Here is a 20,985-nt window from a genome sequence, read left to right as displayed (position 1 = left end):
GTCACGCTTTCTTCGCATCGTGGTAGGAATTGCCCTCGGAGAGAACGCCGAGTTCGAAACCGGAAACGCCCTTACGGAAGGCAGCCGTTTTCGTCGTCTGGAACATGAAGACGAACGGGCTGTTCTGCATGTGCTCGCGCTGCAGGGCTTCATAAAGCTCCACGCGCTTTGCCGGATCCTTCTCGTCGCGGGCGGCTTCCGCCTTGGCGGCGAACTCGTCGTTCTTGAAGCGCGAACGCCACAGGAACGGCTTGGACTTGGCGTCGTCGCCATTGTCCTTGTTGATGTTGAAGACATCGGCGTTGGAATGCGGATCGAAATAATCCGTACCCCATGCGGAAAGCGCCATCTGATGCTCGCGGGCGCGCATCTTGGTCAGAACCTGACGGTTCTCGGCCGACTGCAGGCGAACCTTGATGCCGATATCGGCAAGGTTTGCCTGGATCGCCTGCGCCAGATCCGGGTAGGGCTGGGCGGAGTAATGATCCATGGTGATCTCGAAACCGTCGGCAAGGCCGGCCTCCGCCATCAGCGCCTTGGCCTTTTCGACATCGCGCTGGAACGGCGTGTCATCGACGGCGCCGGGGAAGCCTTCCGGCTCGAAGCTCTGGTGAACCTTGTGGGACAGCGGCACGATGTTTTCCTGCATGCCCTTGTAGTCCAGCGCCCACTTGATGGCCTGCCAGACCTGCGGCTTGGCAAGGTTCTCATTGCCCTGATTGAGCGAGATCAGTACCAGCGAGGCGATGCTCTTGCGATCCAGTTCGATGTTCGCGTCGTTCTGGGCGCTGCGCAGCTGTTCCGAGGTGAGGTCGCGGGCAATGTCGATATCGCCCTTCTGCAGCATCAGAAGCTGGGAAGACGGATCGGTGACGTGGCGCAGGATGATGCGCTTGATGTTGCCCTTGTAAGGGCCGTTGGGATTGACGGTCAGCGCGACGCTTTCGCTCGGCTTCCAGGCCTGCAGGACAAAGTCGCCGGAACCGGCGCTGTTCTTCTGCAGCCAGCCATTGCCGAGGTCTTCGCCCGAAGCATTGGCGAGAACCGCCTTCTTTTCGACGATCGCGCCGATATTGGCGGAGAGGCAATACAGCAGGAAGGAGATGGCGGTCGGCTTCGCGGTCGTCAGCTTCACCGTCTTGTCGTCAGCGGCAACGATGGTCGTCTCGGCATTCTCAGGCGTGAAGCCGAACTGGCTGATGATGAAGGCCGGGCTCTTGTTCATCTTGATGGCGCGCTGCAGCGAGAAGGCAACGTCTTCCGCCGTGACTTTCGCGCCGCTGGAGAAGGTGGCTTCGTCACCGATCACGAAGGTGAAGACCTTGCTGTCAGCGTCAGCTTCCCAGGATTTCGCGATGACGGGATCGACCTTGGTGGAATCTTCGCGGTTTGCACGCACCAGCTTCTGGTACATGTTGGAGATGATTTCACCGCCGACGGCTTCGAAACCTTCATGCGGATCAAGGCTCGTCATATTGTCCAGCTGCTGGGCGACCACCAGAATATCCTTGGGCGTCGCGGCAAAGGCCGGAATGCGCGCATAGGACAGGAACGGAACGGCAGCGCCGGCAATCAGCAGGTTGCGTCTTGAAATCATCGAAAATCCCCTTTCGGACCTTATTTTTCGGAAACGGTGTGGGTTTGCCCCAATCCAGTCATTTTTTTTATGTTTTCCCGCGATTACCACGAGCAAACGAGGCCCGACCAATTCCAAATTTGGCAGAGCCTATGCACGGATTGCATTTGCTCCCGCCTTGACCTTTCCTCTACCAATTCCCAAAAGTCTGAATAGGTGCGCCCGCGCCCTCCCCCTATCCAAAGGTGAATGACCATGACCGATCAAAAAACCGTACCCGTCTTCGACGGCCACAACGACGTGCTTCTGCGGTTATGGCGATCGGGCAACGCCTCTCCCGAAACGCTTCTCATCGAAGGGGATACTGTCGGCCACATCGATCTTCCGCGCGCGAAAAAAGGCGGCCTCGCCGGCGGTCTCTGCGCCGCCTATGTGCCTTCACCCAGCATGGACAAGGACGCTAACGGCGACTATCCGACCCCCGCCGAGGCGGATGCGCTAAAGGCGACGCTCGCCATGGCCGCTCTTTTGTTCCGCGCCGAGAAACAGTCTGCAGGCGCGCTCAAGGTCTGCCGCACGGCCGCCGATATCCGCGACGCCATGGCGAAAGGCGCTTTCGCCTCCGTCTTCCATATCGAGGGCGCGGAAGCGATCGCTGCTGATCTGGATGCGCTCTACGTTCTCCACGAAGCGGGCCTTCGCACGCTTGGACCGGTCTGGAGCCGCCCGAATATCTTCGCTTACGGCGTGCCCTTCCGTTTCCCCTCGACGCCGGATATCGGCCCCGGCCTGACGGAGGCCGGCAAGCGGCTGATAAAGACCTGCAACGAACTGAAGATCATGGTCGACCTGTCGCATATGAACGAGCAGGGCTTCTGGGATATAGCGAAGATATCAGATGCACCGCTGGTGGCATCCCATTCCAACGCTTATGCGCTCTGCAATCACAGCCGTAACCTGACGGATCGTCAGCTGGACGCCATCCGTGACACGGGTGGTCTCGCCGGCATCAATTTCGGCGTTCTGTTCCTGCGGCAGGACGGCGTGAAGAACCCGAATACCGACCTGAACGAACTGGTGCGCCACGTGGACTATATCGTCAACCGCATCGGCATCGATCACGTCGCACTCGGTTCGGATTTCGACGGCACCACCATTCCCGCCGCCATGAAGGACGCGGCCGACCTGCAATTGCTGGTCCAGGCCCTGCGCAATGGTGGTTATGACGACGAGGCGCTTGCCAAGATCTGCCACGGCAACTGGATCCGCGTGCTCGAAAAAACCTGGGGCGCATAAGACTTAGCGTCAAATCCGTCTCCGGCGCAGAACGCCGGAGACGTGAAGCGGCAGGCCCTTAAGCCTTTGCCGCTTTTTTCTTGCCGCTCGCCCGGAAGGCCAGAAGCCCGGCGACGACACCAATCATCGCCCATTTCATCGGCAGCACATCCGCCGTCTCGCTGCGGATCGGCAAAACGGTCACGGTGCCCGGACGGGATTCGTAACCCATCTGCCCCTTTGCCTTGGCCTCCGCGATCTGCTGCGGCGAAACGACCCATTCGGCACCGCGCATCTTATCCACCGCCATGTATCCGCCCCCGGCCACGAGGGCGACGACGAGCGAAACGACTATTCTTGCGGGCATGTTCATTGGCATCTCCTTCAATCGAAAGGAGCGTGTAGTCGCATCAAACGGCACCACCAAGCAACCGCAACGGTCAATTTGCCGCCTTTCGGAACAATCCGGCAAATCATGCATTCCATAGTTGCATTTCCGCTCTAGACTTGGCGAAATTCGTGCATGATGCGACACAAACTTCACATCGACACTTCATGCTTTTCTGCTAATCACATTTCCGCAACAGAAACGAATTAGCGACACAATCCTATGGTTCGCCAACAGGAACGGGCGCTGGGCAAAGTAAATGGCAGACAAGAGCGAAATTACACAGACCGATGTTACTGAATCCGCGGTTGAAAGCTTTTTTGCCAGAAACCGTCCTTATCTGACCGCGATTGCCATCACGCTGGTCTTCGTGATGATGACCTTCGCCATTTATCACCTGACCTCCGAAGTCCGTTATGACGACGTCATCGATGCGCTGACGCAGACTTCGGCTTCGGCGGTGCTGCTCGCCATCGTTTTCACCGCGCTCAGCTTTCTGGCGCTGATATTCTATGACGCCAATGCGATCGAATATATCGGCCGCAAACTGCCCTTTCCGCCCATGGCGGCAACAGCCTTCGCGGCCTATGCCATAGGCAATACTGCCGGTTTCGGTCCCTTGAGCGGTGGCGCCATCCGCTTTCGCGCCTATTCGCGGCTGGGTCTGTCGCCCGGCGAAATCGCCCGCGTCATCGCCTTCGTCACACTGTCCTTCGGGCTTGGCCTGCTTTCGGTCAGCGCCATCTCCACCTTCATCGTTGCACCGCGCATCGCCGCCATCATCGGCGTTGATGCCGTCATCCTCAGAGGTGCGGCGCTCGCCGTCATCGCGGTTCTCGCGGTGGCGGCCTATATCGGGCGTAACGGGCACGCGATCCGGCTCGGCAAATGGCGCCTGCGCCTGCCCGACAGCCGAACCTCTTCCCGCCAGTTCCTCGTCTCCGCCTTCGATATAGCCGCCTCCGCCTCCGTGCTTTATGTCCTCCTGCCCGACACGCATCTCGGCTGGCCGACATTTTTTGCAATCTACGCCACCGCGGTCGGCCTCGGCGTCCTCAGCCATGTACCAGCCGGTCTTGGCGTCTTCGAAACCGTGATGGTCGCGGGGCTTGGCAACGCCATCAGCGTCGACCAGCTGCTCGGAAGCCTCGTTCTCTACCGCGTGATCTATCACGTCCTGCCGCTTGTGGTGGCCATTCTGGTCATGCTCGTCTCGGAGATGAAGCAGTTCGCGGCAAAGCCTGTTGTCTCCGATATCAGCCAGCTTGCCGTCAGGCTCGCGCCGCCGCTGTTATCGACCTTCGCGATGATCCTCGGCACCATGCTGATCTTCTCGAGCGTGACGCCGACACCCGACAGCAATCTGGATTTCCTGTCCAATTTCGTGCCGCTGCCGATTGTTGAGGCGGCGCATTTTCTCACCAGCATTCTCGGTCTCGTGCTAGTCGTCGCCTCGCGCGGCCTCGGGCAGCGGCTGGATGGCGCCTGGTGGATTGCGCTGGTCGCCGCCTCGCTGGCGCTGGTTCTCTCCCTCCTCAAGGCCATTGCAGTCTTCGAAGCCGCCATTCTCGGCGTCTTCATCGCGGCCCTTTCCGTCAATATGCGCAGCTTCAACCGCCATGCCTCGCTGGTGAAACAGGCGCTGGGCCCAAGCTGGCTCGCCGCCATGGCCGTCATTATTGCCGGCGCAGCGACAATCCTGCTCTTCGTCTACCGCGACACGGATTACAGCCAGACATTATGGTGGCAGTTCGAATTCTCAGAGGAAGCGCCGCGCGGATTGCGCGCCCTTTTAGGCCTCGTGCTTGCGTCCTCCACCATCGCCATTTTCAGCCTGATGCGGCCGGTGGCCTTCCGGCCGGACGCTATCAAGGCCGACGACGTCACGAGTGCAACCGGCATCGTCATGACACAGGATGCGGCCGACGCCAATCTTGTGCGCATGGGCGACAAGCACGTGATGTTTTCCGAAAGCGGCAACGCCTTCATCATGTACGGTATTCAGGGCCGCTCCTGGATCGCCTTTGCCGATCCGGTGGGCGACGAGGATGATTTCCCGGATCTGGTCTGGCAATTTGTGGAAGCCGCCCGCGCTGCCGGTGCACGCGCCGCCTTCTATCAGATTTCACCGTTCCTCCTCTCCCATTGCGCCGATGCGGGCCTGCGCGCCTTCAAGCTGGGCGAACTGGCATTGGTCGACCTCACCGCATTCGAACTGAAGGGCGGCAAGCTCGCCAATCTTCGCCAGTCGCTGAGCCGCGGTGCGCGCGACGGACTGACCTTCGAGGTGGTCGAGCAAGCGCAGGTGGCGGATATTATGGAGGAGCTGAAACAGGTCTCCGACGGCTGGCTCGCCCACCACAATACCCGCGAAAAACGCTTCTCGCTCGGCGCTTTCGAGCCGGATTACATCCTGTCGCAACCCGTCGCCGTGCTGCGCAAGGACGGCAAGATCACCGCCTTCGCCAATCTGATGGTGACCGACACGAAAAAGGAAGCCACCGTCGATCTCATGCGCTTTTCGCCGGATGCGCCGCGCGGCTCGATGGATTTTCTCTTCGTCAGCATCATGCAATATCTGCGCGAGGCCGGCTATGAGAGCTTCAACCTCGGCATGGCGCCGATGTCCGGCATGTCGAAGCGCGATGCGGCGCCCGTCTGGGACCGCATCGGCAGCACGCTGTTCGAACACGGCGAACGTTTCTACAACTTCAAGGGACTTCGCGCCTTCAAGGCAAAGTTCCACCCGAAATGGGAACCGCGTTACCTCGCCGTGCAGAATGGCGCAGACGCCGCTCTGGCGCTGATGGACGCGACGGTTCTGATTAGCGGCGGCGTCAGAGGAGTAATCGGAAAATGAGAAAATCCAGCGTGTTGAAAGCAGTCCTTGCCGCCTCCGCCCTGTTTGCCTCCACCGCAGTTTTTGCTGAGGACAAGCCCGCTTACGAGACCGGCATGATCCCCGCCGAGCACATCATGGTGCCGGATGGCGAAATTCTCGCCAGCGTCTTCCTGATTTCCGACGCGGACGGATGGACGAGCACCGACGAGACCCGCGCCAAGGCGCTGGTGGAAAAGGGCGCCGCCGTGGTCGGCATCGACTTCAAGGAATATCTGAAGGCGCTCGAGGCCGATGAAGACGAATGCATCTATATGATCTCGGACATCGAGTCGCTGTCGCAGCAGATCCAGCGCACCGCCGGCACCAACAGCTATCGCCAGCCCATTCTCACCGGCATCGGCAAGGGCGGAACGCTGGCGCTGGCGATGATTGCGCAGAGCCCGGTCTCGACCATTAGGGAAGCCATAGCCGTCGACCCCAAGGCCGGCCTGCCGCTGGAAAAGATCCTCTGCACCCCCGCCACCAAGGACAAAGCCGATGGCGAAACGGTCTATGGCCTGACCGATGGCCCGCTGCCCGCCCCCGTGAGCGTGCTGTTCACGCCGGCTGCGGACCAGAAGGGCCGCGACCACGTCAACGCGCTCGTCAAGCTGCATCCCGATATCGACGTGACGGATGTGGATGACAAGGCGGACGAGGTTCTGACCCAGACCCTGTCCGATCAGGTCGATGCCGCAGGCGACACCGACAGCCCGCTCGGCCTGCCGATCAAGGTTCTGGAAACCAGCCCGGTGATGGACACCATGGCGGTGATCTATTCCGGCGACGGCGGCTGGCGCGATCTCGACGAAGAAGTGGGCGGCGCATTGCAGAAGCAGGGTATTCCCGTGATCGGCGTCGATGCGCTGCGCTATTTCTGGAAAGAAAAACAGCCGCAGGAAGTGGCGGGCGACCTTGCACGCATCATCGACACCTATCGCAAGGAATGGAAGGTTCGCAACGTCGTGCTGATCGGCTATTCCTTCGGCGCCGACATCATTCCCGCCACCTATAACCTCCTGCCGGAACGGGCGAAATCACATGTCGTGCAGCTCACGCTCATGGGCCTGTCCACGGAAGTGGATTTCGAAATTTCCGTTCAGGGCTGGCTCGGCGTTGCCGGAGAGGGCAAGGGCGGCAAGACCGTGGATGATATCGCCAAGATCGATCCGAAACTGGTGCAGTGCATCTATGGCACGGAGGAAGAGGATGAAGACCCCTGCCCCGGCCTGAAGGCGAAGGGCGTGGAAACGCTCGGCATCGAAGGCGGCCATCATTTCGACGAGGATTACGAGGCGCTTGCCAACAAGATCGTGGCAGCGCTGAAGACCCGACTGCCGAAGTAAGCCGGCCAATCGCGGCAGGCTTGGCAGACATTCCGAAGCCGGGTGAATAATGCCGCTGGATTTTACCGGCGTGAACCATGGAAGCCGGCAGCATTTTCCAGCTTCCTGGGCGAGCGACGCCGCTCGAAAACCGTTTCCCATATTTTCCTAAATCACCGCCATGCTTGCGGAATCGGTCAAACTATTATTCAAAAGAAATCGGCCTGCGGCGAATGTTCATCATATTCCCGCAACCATGCTGTTGTTGATCGCCAAAGATGGATTTTATATTTCCCGACCGGTTCAGGGAGCCGCCGCATGCCCGCCTTAAAACGAAAAACAAAAACACCGGTCCTCGTTGAGCGCATCGATCAATTCGTTGGTGAGGTCAGGGAGGCGATGAAAAGCGACGACGCCTCGCGAAACAGAAAAATCCGCGATCTGTGGGACGCCGAGGTCCGCTACCATTTCGACAATGGCCGCACCGAAAAGACGCTCGAACTCTACATCATGAAATATCGCTATGCCCTTAAGGCCGAGTTCGGCGTAAAGAGCACGCCGCTTGCCATCTGCAACATGAAGAAGCTGCGCGAGCGGCTGAAAACCTATATCGAGCGCGCCGACTATCCGAAAACCGGTGTGGCGACATCGATTGTCGAAAAAATCGAACGGGCGGAATTCAATACCGCCGGCCGCAAGCCGACCGTTCTCCTGCGCATCGCCGATTTCATTTCGGCGATGAACGGCATGGGTACGAAAGACGAGATGCAGACCCTGTGGAATGCTGAAATCAGCACCATGAAGGGCAGAGCCCAGACCACGATCATCTCCTACATCACCAAATATCGTAACGCCATCCGCGAGGCTTTTGGTGATGATCACCCGATGCTGAAGATCGCCACCGGCGATGCCGCGATGTATGACGATGCACGCCGGGTGAAGATGGAGAAGATCGCCAGAAAGCACGGCGCACTGATCACCTTCGAGAATTATCGACAGGTTCTGAAGATCTGCGCCGATAAACTCCTGTCCGCCGATCCTCTGATGATCGGCATCGGCCTGATCGGCATGACAGGACGCCGCCCCTATGAAGTCTTCACCCAGGCGGAATTTTCACCTGCCCCCTATGGCAAGGGCGTTTCCAAATGGAGCCTCCTGTTCAACGGCCAGGCCAAGACGAAACAGGGTGAGGGAACGAAATTCGGGGTGACCTATGAAATCCCGGTGCTTGCCCGCTCGGAAACCATTCTGGCGGCCTATAAGCGCCTGCGCGAAAGCGGGCAGGGAAAATTGTGGCACGGCATGCCGATCGATGATTTTTCATCGGAAACCCGCCTGCTGCTCAGGGACACGGTTTTTAACCTGTTCGAGGATCTCTGGCCGAAGGAAGAACTTCCCAAGCCCTATGGCCTCCGGCACCTCTATGCCGAGGTGGCCTTTCACAATTTCGCGCCGCCGCATGTGACCAAGAACAGCTACTTCGCCGCCATTCTCGGACACAACAATAACGACCTCGAAACCTCGCTTTCCTATATGACCTACACCCTGCCGGAAGATCGCGACGATGCGCTGGCACGGGCCAAACGCACAAACGAACGGACGTTGCAGCAGATGGCGACAATCGCACCGGTTTCCCGCAAGGCATGATGAATTAGAGTTTTCTCGCACTGCCCGTCCGTAAAACCGCTCCGCAGCTTTGCCGGAAATGCTCCGGCCGCGGATTTCAGTCCTCCGCGGCCAGCCGTTTCATTCATCAAACCCGCGCGTCACCGGAGGTGCGGTAAAGCAGGGTCAATAACGTCAGCATCAGTCCCACGAGTGCGACCGACCCGAAAATGTAGAAATTCCATTCGGGCGCCAGACCACGCTGCAGCACGAGGCCGCCGATCATCGGGCCGGCAATGCCGCCGAGCCGCCCGACCGCCAGCGAAAACCCGAGACCCGTGCCGCGAATATGGACGGGATAAAGCCGCCCGACCAGAACATTGGCGAGAATCTGGGTTCCGATGGTGCCCGCTCCCGCAAGAGCGACGAAGGCATAGAGAAGCGGACCCTTGTTCGCCGTCAGGGCAAAGATCGAGGCGGCGCCGATGGCAAACAGGATCGCCACGACCACCTTGACGTTGCCCTTATCAGCAAATCGCCCGCCGATGAGGATGCCGATCGCGGCCCCGACATTGAGCATGACGGAAAAACTGAGCGCCGAACTGATGTCATAACCCATCCTGTTCATGATGGTGGGCAACCAGTTGACCATGCCGAAGGTGAGAAGCAGCGAGCAGAAGTGGATGCCCCAGGCATTCAGCGTCGAGAGCAGCCGGCCTTCCGAGAACAGCGCGCCGACACCGCCCTTTTGAATTTTCGCATGCGGCGCGATGCGTTGCAGACCGTAGCTGTCGCAAATGCCGTCAGCTTCCGCCTGCCGGCCCTTGCTTGCCAGCCATTCCGGCGATTCCGGCAGAAACCGCATGAAGATCGGCAGAAGAACAAGCGGCAGACCACCGATCAGCATCAAAGGCCGCCAGCCATAGGTCTCCAGAAGCAGGATGCCCATCACGCCGGAGATGATGCCGCCGATAAGATAACCGAGGAAGGAGAGGGAATTGGCCTGCGCCCTGCGCTGCGGCGGCGAAAATTCCAGCACCAGCGCGGTAACCGTCGGCAGCAGCGCGCCCAGCCCCAGACCGGCAAAGAAACGCGTGATTTCGAAGGCGAGAAAATTCGGCGTCATGGCCGAGGCGATCATCATCGCCGAAAAGCCGGCGAGGCTGAGAAGAACCACCTTCCGGCGGCCGATGCGGTCGGCCATGGTGCCGGCAAAAAGCGCGCCCAGCAGCATGCCCACCAGCGTCAGCGCGGCGGCGCGCCCGACCATGGCGGGGTTGAGCGCCCATGCGCTTTCTTTCAAGAGCGCCGGTGCGACAGCGCCATAAACGACGAGATCATAGCCGTCAAACATGATCATCAGGCCGCATGTCGCGATAACGCCGGCCGGGTTCTTCGTCCGCACTGAAGCGGCGCTCAGATAATTCGTGGACATGTTCCTCCCTTTCACGCATGAACGCGCCATCCGGAATGGATAAGCGTCTTCCCGTCCCTGCGATATCCTCCGTGAGTGCCCGGCGTGCTCCACCCTGATATGTGTCCCGCTCCTGTCAAGCCACATATCGCCGGCATCACCCGCCTTCGATTAAATGTTGCATTTGCAAAAATTGCAAATGAAATATTAACAAATGCCAAACGTCACGCGCCGACGAAAATTCAGCCGGTTTCCAGCCCGGAAATGATCGACAGTGTCGGCGTCCAGCTCGAAATATGAATGCGCTTATAAACGCCGTGAATGACGAAGGGATCGGCATCGCTGAAGGCGATGACGTCTTCGATCGAGAGCGCCTCGGCAATGATGAGTGCAGCGGATGAGCCGCCGGCAACGGCGCTCATCGGGCCGGAAGCAAGAATTCTAAACCCTTCGGCCATGGCTTCGCCATTGCGCAGATGGGCCTTGTGAGCGCTCAACTGCGCCGCCCGTTGCATCGCCGCAGCGGGATCGCTCTCGGCGAAACGCACGTAAAGCCGGGGTCGATTGCTCCCGCCGCTCATCGGGCGAGCACGAAATCATGGTTCACCGACCAGAACCAGTCGCTGACGAAACCCAGATCCCGCGCCTTCTTGACATCCTCCACCCGCTGGAAATCAGCGAGCAGACTTTCCTTCACGCCAAACACCGCATCCGAACGGATATAGGGATCATCGGGATCGAAAATATGCGTGACGAGCGTGGTGAAGCCTTCTGCCGACACGATATAATGCAGATGCGCCGGCCGGTAGGGATGCCGCCCCATCGCCCGCAGCAGCTGGCCGACCGGGCCGTCATCCGGGATCGGATAATATTTCGGCTTCGCCGCCCGGAACCAGTAGCTCCCGTCCTTGCCGGTCACGAAAACGCCGCGCAGGTTGAAATCGGGCTGGATGCCCTTCTGCTGCACATCGTAAAAACCTTCGTCATTGGCCTGCCAGACATCAATACGTGCGCCGGCGACCGGCGCGCCCTCGGTATCGAGGATGCGGCCGGTGACCACCATATCCTCGCCCTTGCCATCAAGGCAGATGTTTGCACCCATCGGCATTTCCGGCGCATCGGCCACATGGAAGGGGCCGAGAACAGTCGATTCCGACGCACCGCTCGGCTTGCGATGATTGATGGCGTCGACCAGCATGGAGACACCGAGAATATCGGAAAACAGGATCCATTCCTGCCGCCATTCATTGCAGATCTGGCCGACCTCGGTGAGAAAATGGATGGCCTTCATCCACTCCTCCTCGGTCGGTTCGATTTCCTTCACCGCCTCATGCAGCTTGCGTGTTACGACCGCCATGATTTCCTTCAGACGCGGATCGTCACAGTCGCGCATCCGCGCGATCACGGTTTCAGCCGAGCGCTCCTCAACGAAGTAGCCGTCATCACTGGTCATTTTCATATCCATCGTCTCCTCCTCCCATTACTCCGGCCGCACGCCCTCGAAGGCGCGTTGCAAAAGATCGCGGATCGCGGTTTTCTCGATTGGCCGCGGACACCAGTAAGGATTGGCCGTCGCAAGCTCTGCCATGGGATCGAGATCGTCCGACCGGACCCCGAGAGCCGCAAGGCTTGCCGGCGCGCCAAGCCGGGCGGCGAAATCATAAAGCCCGGCCCCTGCCCTGCCGCCGACAAGAGCGGCGAGCGGTGCGAGCAGATCCGGCACCGCCTGTTCCACATAGGCGATGGTGTGCGGCAGAAGCACCGCATGGGTTTCCGCATGCGGCAGGTCGAGACTGCCGCCCAGCGTGTGACAAAGCTTGTGATGCAGCGACATGCCGACGGCGCCAAGCACCGAGCCGCACAGCCATGCACCATAAAGCGCGGTTTCGCGCGCCTCTATATCCCGCGGCTCGGCCTTCACGCCGGGAAGGGCTCCGATCATCGCCCGCAGCCCCTCGACCGCCATCAGGCTGGCGATGGGATTGCGGTCCCGCGCGTAGAGCGCCTCCGCCGCATGGGCCATGGCGTTGATCCCGCTCGTCATGCTGATGGCGACAGGCAACCCAAGCGTCAGTTCCGCATCGTAAATCACCACTTCCGGCAGGATTTCCGGCCCGCGCATGGTGGTCTTCACCCCGTTTTCCGTCTGGCCGAGAATGGGCGTCACCTCGGAACCGGCATAGGTGGTCGGAATGACGATCTGCGCCGCATCGGTGCGCAGCGCAATGGCCTTGCCGAGGCCGGTGGTGGAACCGCCGCCGAGCGCCACGACGCAATCCGCACCGGCGGTGCGATAAGCTTCGACCGCGTTTTTCGTCACCTCGACCGGCGTATGCATGGCCGCATCGGAGAAGACACCGGCAGCAAGCCGGCCGAGCCGGGCAGCAAGCGCCTCCGCGTCACCCTTCTGCTGCGGCGTGGAAAGCACCAGCGCCCGCGACAGGCCAAGGCAGCGGATTTCCTCCACCAAGCCCGCCGAGCTACCCGCGCCGAAAACGATACGGGCGGGAGCGGCCGTATAGACGAACGGCTGCATGGTTCAGTGCCCGTCGAGCTTGAACAGACGGCGCGCATTGGTGCGGCCGATCTTCACCCGATCGGCTTCGGCGATGGTTGTCGCATTAAACCAATCGGAGGCGTGATCGATATTCTCGAAGGGCCAGTCGGTGGAAAACAGGATACGATCCGCACCGATTTCCAGAATGGCGTCGATCAATGTCTGGGTGCGGAAATTACCAGAGGTGGTGATGTGGAAATTCTGGTTGAAATAATCCACGAAACGACGCTTGGCCGGATAACGCGGCGGCAGCTTCACCCAGGCATTACGATGGTCGATGCGCCACATCATGTAAGGCAGGCCTTCGCCCATATGGCCGAGAATGATGTTGAGACGCGGATGCTGGTCGAACAGGCCTGATGCCATCAGACGCAACGCATGGACAGCCGTTTCCTGCGCGAAAGCCCAGGTGGGGCCAAGCAGCCAGGGATGGCCGTCATAGATGCGCGAATCCTGCGGCAGCGGATTGCGCGGATGCAGGTAGAAAGGCACGTCGAGCTTTTCGACTTCACCCCAGAACGGGCGATATTGCGGCAGATCGTAATAAAGCGGCGTCTGGCCATCGCCCTCCTGGCTGAAGCCGTTGACGAGCGCACCGACGAAACCGAGATCGTTGACACAGCGCTGCAATTCCTCGGTCGCCGCATCCGGGTCCTGCAAAGGCAAGGCTGCGAAGGCAAGGAAGCGATCCGGCCGCTTGGCGCATTCTTCGGCGAGAACGTCATTCGCCCGCCGCGCGATTTCGATTGCCTTGCTGGTGTCGGGAATAGCCTGCACCGCCGGCGCATTGAGCGACAGGATCATGGTTTCGATGCCGTGCGCATCCATCAGCTTCAGGCGCGTATCCTGAATGTCGAGCAGGCGGTGCTGCAGTTCCTTCCAGTAATCGCCGGGCACGAACCCGGCCGAATCCTGGAGTGTTTCCGGGATTGCGAAATGCTCCTCGAGAGCGACCTTGCCTTGCATGTAGTTTCCTCCAAATTCGCTGTGTGTTCGTCGCCCGAGAGGCGATCAATATTGACCCTTGGGTTCCAGCCCGAGCATGCTCTGGCCGATCATGGTGCCCACGGCATCCCAGTTCATGCTGATATGGCGGCCGACCGCGTTCGCATCCCGCCAGGCCCGCTGCACGGGGTTGGAAAGATCGAGCCCGACGCCGCCGGTGGAATCGTTGAGCGCCTGCACCGCGCGAAGTGCCAGAGACACCGCAAAGGACTGGCCGCGACGGCTGAGAAGCCGGTCATCCACCGTAAACTCCGCCCGGCCTTCGATCCTTGCCTGCGAGAGCGCCTGTGCCCGGGAAACATCGCGCAGCAGAATTTCGCACGCCGCATCAACGCTCGCGGCAGCTTCCGCGACGCGCAGCTGAATGGTCGGGAATTCGGCCATGCGATTATTGCCACCCGCCACCGCGCCGCGTGTGACCCGGCCGCCGACGTGATCGACATAGGCGGCAAGCGCACCCTTGGCCGCGCCGACGCCAGCCGCCGCGAGACAGGAGGGAATGCCGGTCAGAAGCGGCATGTTGAACAGGCCTTCCTCCGCATAATAGTGCCCGCCAGGTGTCTTGCCACTGGTGGCGTCGGGAAAGGTCAGAACCCGGTGTTCGGGAATAAAGACATCATCGAGAACGAGCGTCTTGGAACCCGTGCCGGCCAGGCCCACCACGTGCCAGGTGTCTTCAACCACATATTGCCCGGCGGGAACGAGCAGGAAGGCCGGAACCGGCTTTCCTTCACCCCGCGGCGGCAGGATGGCGGCGCAGAGGGACCATTGCGCGTTTTCGCAGCCCGAGGCGAAGGCCCATTTGCCACTCAGGCGATAACCGCCATCGGCGAGCTCCGCCATCTTCACCGGCGCATAGGAACCGCACAAAAGCGCATCGGGGTTTCCACCCCAGACATCGGCCTGCGCCTCTTCCGGAAACATCGCCAGCAGCCATTGATGGGCCGACAGCAGGCCGGCAACCCAACCGGTCGACGCACAGGCGGCCGAAAGCTCGATATTGGCCTCGACCAGTTCGGCGAAATCTCCACCCTTGCCGCCGAAGGCGCGGGGCTTGACGATATCGAAATATCCAATGCCGCGCAGCGCCTCGATATGGCTTGCGGGAACACGCCGAGCCTCCTCCGTCTGTCTGGCGCTCATCCGGAAAAGATCGGCTATGCCGGCAACGCGGCTTGCGAGGCGGACACGCGGGTTCGTTTGCGCCGGCAGCGGCGCATGGCTCATATCGTTCATGATTGTCTCCTTCCGGGCGTTACTGGCCGGACGTTGCTGGCCGGCGGTTATTCCACCGGAATTGTCTGGGCGGTAATGATCAGGCGGGCAGGCTCGCGGGGCTTGCGGCGCAATATTGGGCGTTTTCGTAAAGCAGCGGCCGCGTCGTCTCGCTGACATCGGCCGAAACCACCTGGCCGATAAAGACGGTATGGGTTCCATAGGGCATGGCAGCAACCCGGCGGCAGGCGATGGCGGCATGGGCCGTGGGCAGATAGAGAACACCATTGCCATGGCGCTGCCATTGACCGTCGTGGAAACGCTCTTCCGGCGGCACCTTGCCGCTAAAGGCATCCGAGAGGACCATCTGGTCCTGCGTCAGCACGTTGACGATGAAATCCGGCCGGCACAGCAGCAATTCATGCAGCAGGGTGCGATTGTTCAGGCAAACCAGCAGAGACGGCGGCTCCATCGAGACGGAGGTGACAGCCGTCACCGTCATGCCGTGATCGCGCTGATCACCCGAAGCACAGGCCGTGATGACAGTCACAGTCGCCGGAAAACGGCGCATCGTCGAACGGAAATTCTGGCCGACGCCTTCGGGTGCAAGGCCGCTCAGGCCAAACAATGCTGATGTCATGAGATCCTCCCAAATCCTGCATTTCTATTTATTTGTGTTTGCAACATTTGTCAATGCAAATGTTTTTCGTCATTTATTGAACCAGCGAGGACCTCGCATTCTCCGTCTTGTGGGGCGAAGCTATTGAAACGGATGGATTGTGCCGGTACAGCCGATAGGCGCACATCAGCATCTGCGCAGATGGTTCTCAAACGGGGATTTGCTCGTGTCTTATCAATTCACCGACTCGGTACCCTACCTGCTCAACTGGGTGGGCGTTCGGCTTGGCGAGCGCTTTTCCGTTAGGCTGGCCTCCTATGACATCACCCTGCCGATGTACCGGGTGCTGGCGACGCTGCGGCAGCAGGAGAGCAAGACTCTGACCGAGCTTTCGGACATGGTGTCTGTGGAAATTTCCACATTGTCCCGGCTCGTGGGGCTGATGGTCCGGCGCAACCTCGTCAGCCGGGAACGGCCTCTCGACAACGCACGCATCGTGCGCATCACCCTCACCCCGAAGGGCGAGGAACTGGCCGATGAACTCATGCCCATCGCCGCCATGTTCGAAAAAACCGCCATTGAAGGCCTCGATCCCACCGAGGCGAAACTTTTCAAAAGCATCCTGCGCCATATTGGCCGCAACATCGCCGGCCTCTGACACAGATAGCCGGCGAACTAGCTGAGACCGATCGGCAGTCACGGCCCGCCCAGCGATCTCGCCGTGCAATGTACTTGCAACAAGCTGTTCCTATCCCTGCGGTATGTCCCCGCAGCTGAAAGGAATTTCCATGTCCAGCAGAGCCTCATTCGCAGTCCCGACAGCAATCATCCTTATCGCCGGCGCGTCCATGCTGCTCACGGCCTGCGCCTCAACCGTCATGAAAAGCTATATCGGCGCGCCCATTACCAGCGTGATGCTGGACTATGGGCCGCCGGACAATATTTACAGCCTGGGTCCCGGCCAGCAGGCCTTTCAATGGCGGAAGAAAAAGACACAGGTTGTTTCCGGGTCATCGAGTGGCGAGGTGCGGACAACGCGGCGCGGTGAGCGATATGAAGTGTCGGAAACGCCAGGTTATGTCGAACGCATCGATTGCTATTACACGTTCTATACGCGCAGTTCCGGCAACGAGTGGTACGTAACAAGTTTCCGGCAGCCGCCGCTTGAGTGCGAATGATCATGTCCGGACTTCATCCGGCGCCGCATGTTTTGCGGTAAATGTTATTGTACCGCCGCCTTCACGCTGAAAGCGGCGGTTTTCTTTCGAAAATTCTCCCTGGGCCTGTCATGGGGCGGGCCGATCAGAAACGATAGTTCAGGCCGGCCTTGATGACATGATCGCTGACATCGGTCTTCGACCTGCCGCTTGAAGTCGTCGTGGCCACATTTCCCGTGCTCACATAATTATATTCGAACTTTGCCGACAGGCCGCCGCCGAAGCTCTGTTCAACGCCTGCCCCGACCAGATAGCCCTGTTTCCAGCCATCGGGACCCGTCACGCCATTGCCGTCCTTGAACTTCGTCGTGGTCAAGCCGGCAGTGCCGTAAATGAGCGTCTGGTCGAGCGCCACACCGGCCTTCATCTTGGCCGCGCCGCGGAAACGCTCCCGCAACCGACCGTTGGGCACACGCGCCTCATTTCCGAGATAGGAACCTTCGAGTTCCGCGCCGACCACGCCCGAGCCGAACTGGAAGTTATAACCGGCCTGAACACCGCCCGTCAGGCCGCGGCCGCTGGCCAATGGATTGAATTTCGGGGAAGCGACGCCACCATGCGCACCGACATAGGCACCGCCCCAGGAGAAGGCCTGCTGACTGCCATAATCGAAGGACTGCTGCGTATTATAGTTCGTAGGATCGGCGGAATAGGCATTGCCTGCAACCGCAACAGCGACGGCCGCGGCGACAAGCGATTTCTTGATGATCGACATGAATGACTCCAGACGAAACCGATGCGCCGTCTTCCGGCGCAGCCAAGTTTCAGTTCGCGTTGAAGAACCGGAAATCCGGCTCCCGTTTGTCTGCTGCGCCGGCCGACATGACGTGCGGATGCGGTCAGCAGATAAGGGGATTTTCCGCGCGAGAATTGCGCTTGCATTGCATGGGGCGCATTTTATTCAAAATAATTTATTTATTTAAACAAGTTAGAAGAATTTCCTTAACCAAATCGTAAGTAATTTCGTTATCAGAGCTCGTTCGAGCGCTCGGGAATCTCGTCAGCTAAACGGTGCCAGCCGCAATGCCTTTTTGGGCGATCGAGCGAATTTCGATCCGAACACAAAAGCCGGGATCGAGATCGAGGAACACGACACGGCCGCAGTGAAGCTCCGCCGCCTTCTGGACCAGATTTAACCCAAGGCCGGCGCCTGGCGAACTTGTGTTGATGCGGTGAAACGGCTCGAATACCTGCTCGCGTTCGGAAACCGGGATGCCCGGCCCTTCATCACGGACCTCAATGGCGCCTGCCGGGTCGACCCGGATCGTGATTGCGCCTCTACCGCCCGCATGATCGATTGCATTGCGCAGGAGGTTGACGACCGCCATCTCGATAATCGATGCCTGCACCGTAAAGATCGCCGCATCCGCGCTCGGCTCGAAATCGAATTCATATCCGGCATCCATTGCAATCGGCGCAAGGTCGGTTGCGATGCGCTCGACAAGTTTATTGAGATCCCGCGGCTCCGCCGGCAGTTCCACCACACCCACAGCCTGCATCTCCAGCAACTGATGCGCAACGCGGGTGAGGCGATCGATATCGGCCCTGATCTGATGGCTCAGCGCGTCATCGGGCAAGAGGTCGGCTCTGGTGCGTACGATTGCAATCGGCGTCCTGAGCTCATGCGCCGCATCGGCGAGAAAGCGGTTACGGCGATTATAACCGTCATCAAGCCTCGACAGCGCGACGTTGAAGGCATCGACCAGCGGGATGATTTCAAGGGGGACTTTCGAACGGTCGATACGCTCGGACCGGTTCTCGAAATCAATGGACTGCGCCTGCTTCACGGTTTCCATCAGCCCGCTCAGGGAGCGCCCGACCGCCCGCGGGGTCACGAGCAATGTCGCGATGCCCGTCAGGATCAGCATGGGCACGACGGCGATGAGGATGATGAAGCCCAGCGCCGGCAGCACGGTAAGCCAACGGATGGCGCCCTCGGCATCCTTTTCCAGGTCCAGCTGAACATTGATCCAGATACTCAGACCGTCGTTGGGAATTCCTTCCTCCGTCCCGGCAATGAACTGAAGCCGCCCGGCAGCTGTATCGCGGTTTTCCACGGTTGCGCGGAGCGTTCCGGCCGCTTCCAGGCGTGCGCGGTCAAAACTCAGGGGAAACACCGCCGACAGGGCGGGCGGCGGGACAACGCCATATTGCAATACGATGTCATCGGCGTCTCGCACCACAAACCAGAGATTTGGATAACGCCGTTTCAGCTCCGCCAGCTCCGGCGTCGTCGACAATTGCGGCCTGCCCTCTCCATCCTTTGTCACGCTCTCCGCGACGATGCGGGCGGCCTCTTCATTCGCACCTTCCAGCCGCGGATCGATGATCCATATCCAGCCGATGAGAAGGATGACGAAAAGGACGAGCAGGAATGCCTGCAGTGCAAAAAGGCGCTTCATCAGCCCCCATCGCAGGGATCGATCGGGCGCTCTCTTCATGTCTTCGACCGGATGAGGTAACCGATATTGCGCACGGCTCTTATTTCCACCGTCGCTTCCGCCTGCGCCAGCTTTTTCCTAATACGGGAAATGTGCGCCTCAAGAGCGTTGGACTCGATCTCGTCATCAAGCGTATAGACCGCCTCGATCAGGTTCGACCGCGTGACGATGCGGTTAGGACGTCGCATCAGCGCTTCAAGCACCAGATATTCCCGACGCCGCAACTCGATGATGGAGCCGGCAATGCTGACTTCATTGCTGCGGGGATCAATGCTCAGATTTCCGAAATGCGCATATTTGTCGGAAAGAGAAGGGCCGCGTCTGTGGAGAGCCCTGAGACGGGCGAGCAGCTCCTCGATCGCAAAGGGCTTGGCAAGATAATCATCCGCCCCGGCATCGAGCCCATCGACACGATGATCGACACTTCCAAGCGCCGTCAGAACAAGGATGGGCACGGTATGTCTGCTGCGGCGAAGCGAAGCCACCAGGTTCAGCCCCTCGCCATCAGGAAGGCGGCGATCCAGAACCAGAACATCGTAAGACCCGTCCCGCGCAAGGGCGTCAGCATCGCTGATGGTGCTGACATGATCAGCAAGCACATCGCGCCGGCGCAGGGCTTCGAGAAGCACGCGCGCCATTTCGGGTTCATCCTCAAGAAGCAAGATTCGCAATGACGTTCCCCAGATGAATCCTCGCCATCCCCCACCACTGTTCGGTGAATGTTGCAGCTACATTGCAGGAGGACGGACAGACAATTCGTCTTGTATCACCTTGCCTGTCACGATCCGACGGCATTGCGCGTGTTTTCGCGACATCATCGCGTCAGGTTCAGGAAGCCGGCCTGTACCCATGCCTTGCATAAAACCGGTCAAGCTCACGCTGCCGAGGCGCCTCGCCGGTATAGATGGCGATATAGTCCGGAATTCTCTGCATCCGCACCCCCACATCTTCCTCAGACTGCATGGAAATATAGCCGATCTGCACCAGATAGGTGGTCCGGGCACGCACATCCGCCGTGTTTTCATTGTGACCGAACCGCACGAACATGCGTGAAAGCGCCGCCATTCTCATCTCGTCAGCCTTGCGAACTTCCGCAAGAATCTCATCGGACTGAAGAGCCCAGCTTCGAACCGCGAATTCAAATCTGCTGTCGAAAAGCGAGGAATCCAGCCAGCAATCGAAAACATTCAGCATGGCTTCGGCCAACGTCTCGGCATAGGCTTCCGACTGCCTGACGATGTTCCCGGTATTTTTTTCCCGCCAGCGGGCGACGAGTGCGGCCAGCAATTCCTCCCGGTCCTTGAAAAACCAGTAGAAGCTCGTGCGCGACAGATTGAGCTTTTTCGCCAATGGCAGGATTTTGACGGAATCCACGCCCGATTCCAGCAAAGCCTGATAGGCGGCCTCAAGCCACCCCTCCTGCGATCCACGCCAACCGGTGTCGTTCAATGTCGCTTCCATGACCGG

At 59.7% G+C, this 20,985-nt stretch carries 19 protein-coding genes; 6 read left to right on the top strand and 13 right to left on the bottom strand.

Translation table 11 applies throughout. From position 1 onward, the window contains the following. Nucleotide 1: 1 nt before the first annotated feature. Complete coding sequence (locus WDZ78_RS07925) at nt 2–1,597, bottom strand: ABC transporter substrate-binding protein (RefSeq protein WP_020011706.1); 1,596 nt, start codon at nt 1,595–1,597, stop codon at nt 2–4. Between the two features lie 234 nt (nt 1,598–1,831). Between WDZ78_RS07925 and WDZ78_RS07920 the strand changes: the two genes are divergently transcribed. Continuing rightward, nucleotides 1,832–2,872, top strand: coding sequence for a dipeptidase (locus WDZ78_RS07920; RefSeq protein WP_026363928.1), 1,041 nt, complete (start codon nt 1,832–1,834; stop codon nt 2,870–2,872). Nucleotides 2,873–2,930: 58 nt separating this feature from the next. Here the strand turns inward: WDZ78_RS07920 and WDZ78_RS07915 are convergent, their stop codons facing one another. Further along, the gene (locus WDZ78_RS07915; RefSeq protein ID WP_020011708.1) at nt 2,931–3,224 is read right to left on the bottom strand and encodes a hypothetical protein; all 294 of its coding nucleotides are present in this window, start codon (nt 3,222–3,224) and stop codon (nt 2,931–2,933) included. 274 nt (nt 3,225–3,498) lie between these two features. Between WDZ78_RS07915 and mprF the strand changes: the two genes are divergently transcribed. The 3 genes from mprF (at nt 3,499) to WDZ78_RS07900 (ending at nt 9,092) form a co-directional block, all read left to right on the top strand. After that, nucleotides 3,499–6,099 carry a bifunctional lysylphosphatidylglycerol flippase/synthetase MprF gene (gene mprF, locus WDZ78_RS07910; RefSeq protein ID WP_020011709.1) on the top strand — a complete coding sequence of 867 codons (2,601 nt, stop codon included), beginning with the start codon at nt 3,499–3,501 and terminating at the stop codon, nt 6,097–6,099. Next, nucleotides 6,096–7,466: a virulence factor gene (locus WDZ78_RS07905; protein ID WP_020011710.1), complete on the top strand. Its 1,371-nt coding sequence runs from the start codon at nt 6,096–6,098 to the stop codon at nt 7,464–7,466. The genes mprF and WDZ78_RS07905 overlap by 4 nt, the downstream gene beginning before the upstream one ends. Nucleotides 7,467–7,763: 297 nt before the next feature. Continuing rightward, on the top strand, nt 7,764–9,092 hold the full coding sequence (locus WDZ78_RS07900) for a telomere resolvase (RefSeq protein WP_020011711.1): 1,329 nt from the start codon (nt 7,764–7,766) through the stop codon (nt 9,090–9,092). Nucleotides 9,093–9,198: 106 nt separating this feature from the next. Here WDZ78_RS07900 and WDZ78_RS07895 read toward each other — a convergent pair whose 3' ends face one another. The 7 genes from WDZ78_RS07895 to graD all read right to left on the bottom strand — a co-directional run bounded on the left by WDZ78_RS07895 (nt 9,199) and on the right by graD (nt 15,881). Then, the gene (locus WDZ78_RS07895) at nt 9,199–10,485 is read right to left on the bottom strand and encodes an MFS transporter (protein WP_425672743.1); all 1,287 of its coding nucleotides are present in this window, start codon (nt 10,483–10,485) and stop codon (nt 9,199–9,201) included. Nucleotides 10,486–10,706: 221 nt separating this feature from the next. Next, on the bottom strand, nt 10,707–11,045 hold the full coding sequence (locus tag WDZ78_RS07890) for a YciI family protein (protein ID WP_425672742.1): 339 nt from the start codon (nt 11,043–11,045) through the stop codon (nt 10,707–10,709). Further along, on the bottom strand, nt 11,042–11,929 hold the full coding sequence (gene graB, locus WDZ78_RS07885) for a hydroxyquinol 1,2-dioxygenase (protein WP_425672741.1): 888 nt from the start codon (nt 11,927–11,929) through the stop codon (nt 11,042–11,044). Before graB ends, WDZ78_RS07890 begins: the two co-directional genes overlap by 4 nt. A gap of 15 nt (nt 11,930–11,944) precedes the next feature. Beyond that, the gene (gene graC / locus WDZ78_RS07880; RefSeq protein WP_020011715.1) at nt 11,945–13,000 is read right to left on the bottom strand and encodes a maleylacetate reductase; all 1,056 of its coding nucleotides are present in this window, start codon (nt 12,998–13,000) and stop codon (nt 11,945–11,947) included. A gap of 3 nt (nt 13,001–13,003) precedes the next feature. After that, nucleotides 13,004–13,987, bottom strand: coding sequence for a gamma-resorcylate decarboxylase (gene tsdA, locus WDZ78_RS07875; RefSeq protein ID WP_020011716.1), 984 nt, complete (start codon nt 13,985–13,987; stop codon nt 13,004–13,006). Nucleotides 13,988–14,032: 45 nt separating this feature from the next. Beyond that, nucleotides 14,033–15,262 carry an FADH(2)-dependent resorcinol hydroxylase oxygenase component gene (gene graA, locus WDZ78_RS07870; RefSeq protein WP_425672740.1) on the bottom strand — a complete coding sequence of 410 codons (1,230 nt, stop codon included), beginning with the start codon at nt 15,260–15,262 and terminating at the stop codon, nt 14,033–14,035. Between the two features lie 79 nt (nt 15,263–15,341). Further along, the gene (gene graD, locus WDZ78_RS07865) at nt 15,342–15,881 is read right to left on the bottom strand and encodes an FADH(2)-dependent resorcinol hydroxylase reductase component (protein WP_425672739.1); all 540 of its coding nucleotides are present in this window, start codon (nt 15,879–15,881) and stop codon (nt 15,342–15,344) included. A gap of 205 nt (nt 15,882–16,086) precedes the next feature. Here graD and WDZ78_RS07860 point away from each other — a divergent pair, with 205 nt between their 5' ends. Both WDZ78_RS07860 and WDZ78_RS07855 read left to right on the top strand, forming a co-directional pair. Continuing rightward, on the top strand, nt 16,087–16,518 hold the full coding sequence (locus tag WDZ78_RS07860; protein ID WP_003503954.1) for a MarR family winged helix-turn-helix transcriptional regulator: 432 nt from the start codon (nt 16,087–16,089) through the stop codon (nt 16,516–16,518). A gap of 130 nt (nt 16,519–16,648) precedes the next feature. Next, nucleotides 16,649–17,038 carry a hypothetical protein gene (locus tag WDZ78_RS07855; protein ID WP_425672737.1) on the top strand — a complete coding sequence of 130 codons (390 nt, stop codon included), beginning with the start codon at nt 16,649–16,651 and terminating at the stop codon, nt 17,036–17,038. Between the two features lie 124 nt (nt 17,039–17,162). Here WDZ78_RS07855 and WDZ78_RS07850 read toward each other — a convergent pair whose 3' ends face one another. The 4 genes from WDZ78_RS07850 to WDZ78_RS07835 form a co-directional block, all read right to left on the bottom strand. Further along, nucleotides 17,163–17,792: an outer membrane protein gene (locus tag WDZ78_RS07850; protein ID WP_425672736.1), complete on the bottom strand. Its 630-nt coding sequence runs from the start codon at nt 17,790–17,792 to the stop codon at nt 17,163–17,165. A gap of 289 nt (nt 17,793–18,081) precedes the next feature. Then, nucleotides 18,082–19,479, bottom strand: a complete 1,398-nt coding sequence (locus tag WDZ78_RS07845) for a sensor histidine kinase (RefSeq protein WP_425672735.1) — start codon at nt 19,477–19,479, stop codon at nt 18,082–18,084. A 35-nt stretch (nt 19,480–19,514) separates the two neighbouring features. After that, nucleotides 19,515–20,189, bottom strand: a complete 675-nt coding sequence (locus WDZ78_RS07840) for a response regulator transcription factor (protein ID WP_425672734.1) — start codon at nt 20,187–20,189, stop codon at nt 19,515–19,517. Between the two features lie 157 nt (nt 20,190–20,346). After that, nucleotides 20,347–20,979, bottom strand: a complete 633-nt coding sequence (locus tag WDZ78_RS07835; RefSeq protein WP_425672733.1) for a TetR/AcrR family transcriptional regulator — start codon at nt 20,977–20,979, stop codon at nt 20,347–20,349. Nucleotides 20,980–20,985: the final 6 nt, after the last annotated feature.

It is taken from the genome of Agrobacterium sp. M50-1, assembly GCF_049843495.1.
In the GTDB taxonomy this organism is placed as follows: domain Bacteria; phylum Pseudomonadota; class Alphaproteobacteria; order Rhizobiales; family Rhizobiaceae; genus Agrobacterium; species Agrobacterium radiobacter.
This window is presented reverse-complemented; position numbering and strand designations above follow the sequence as displayed.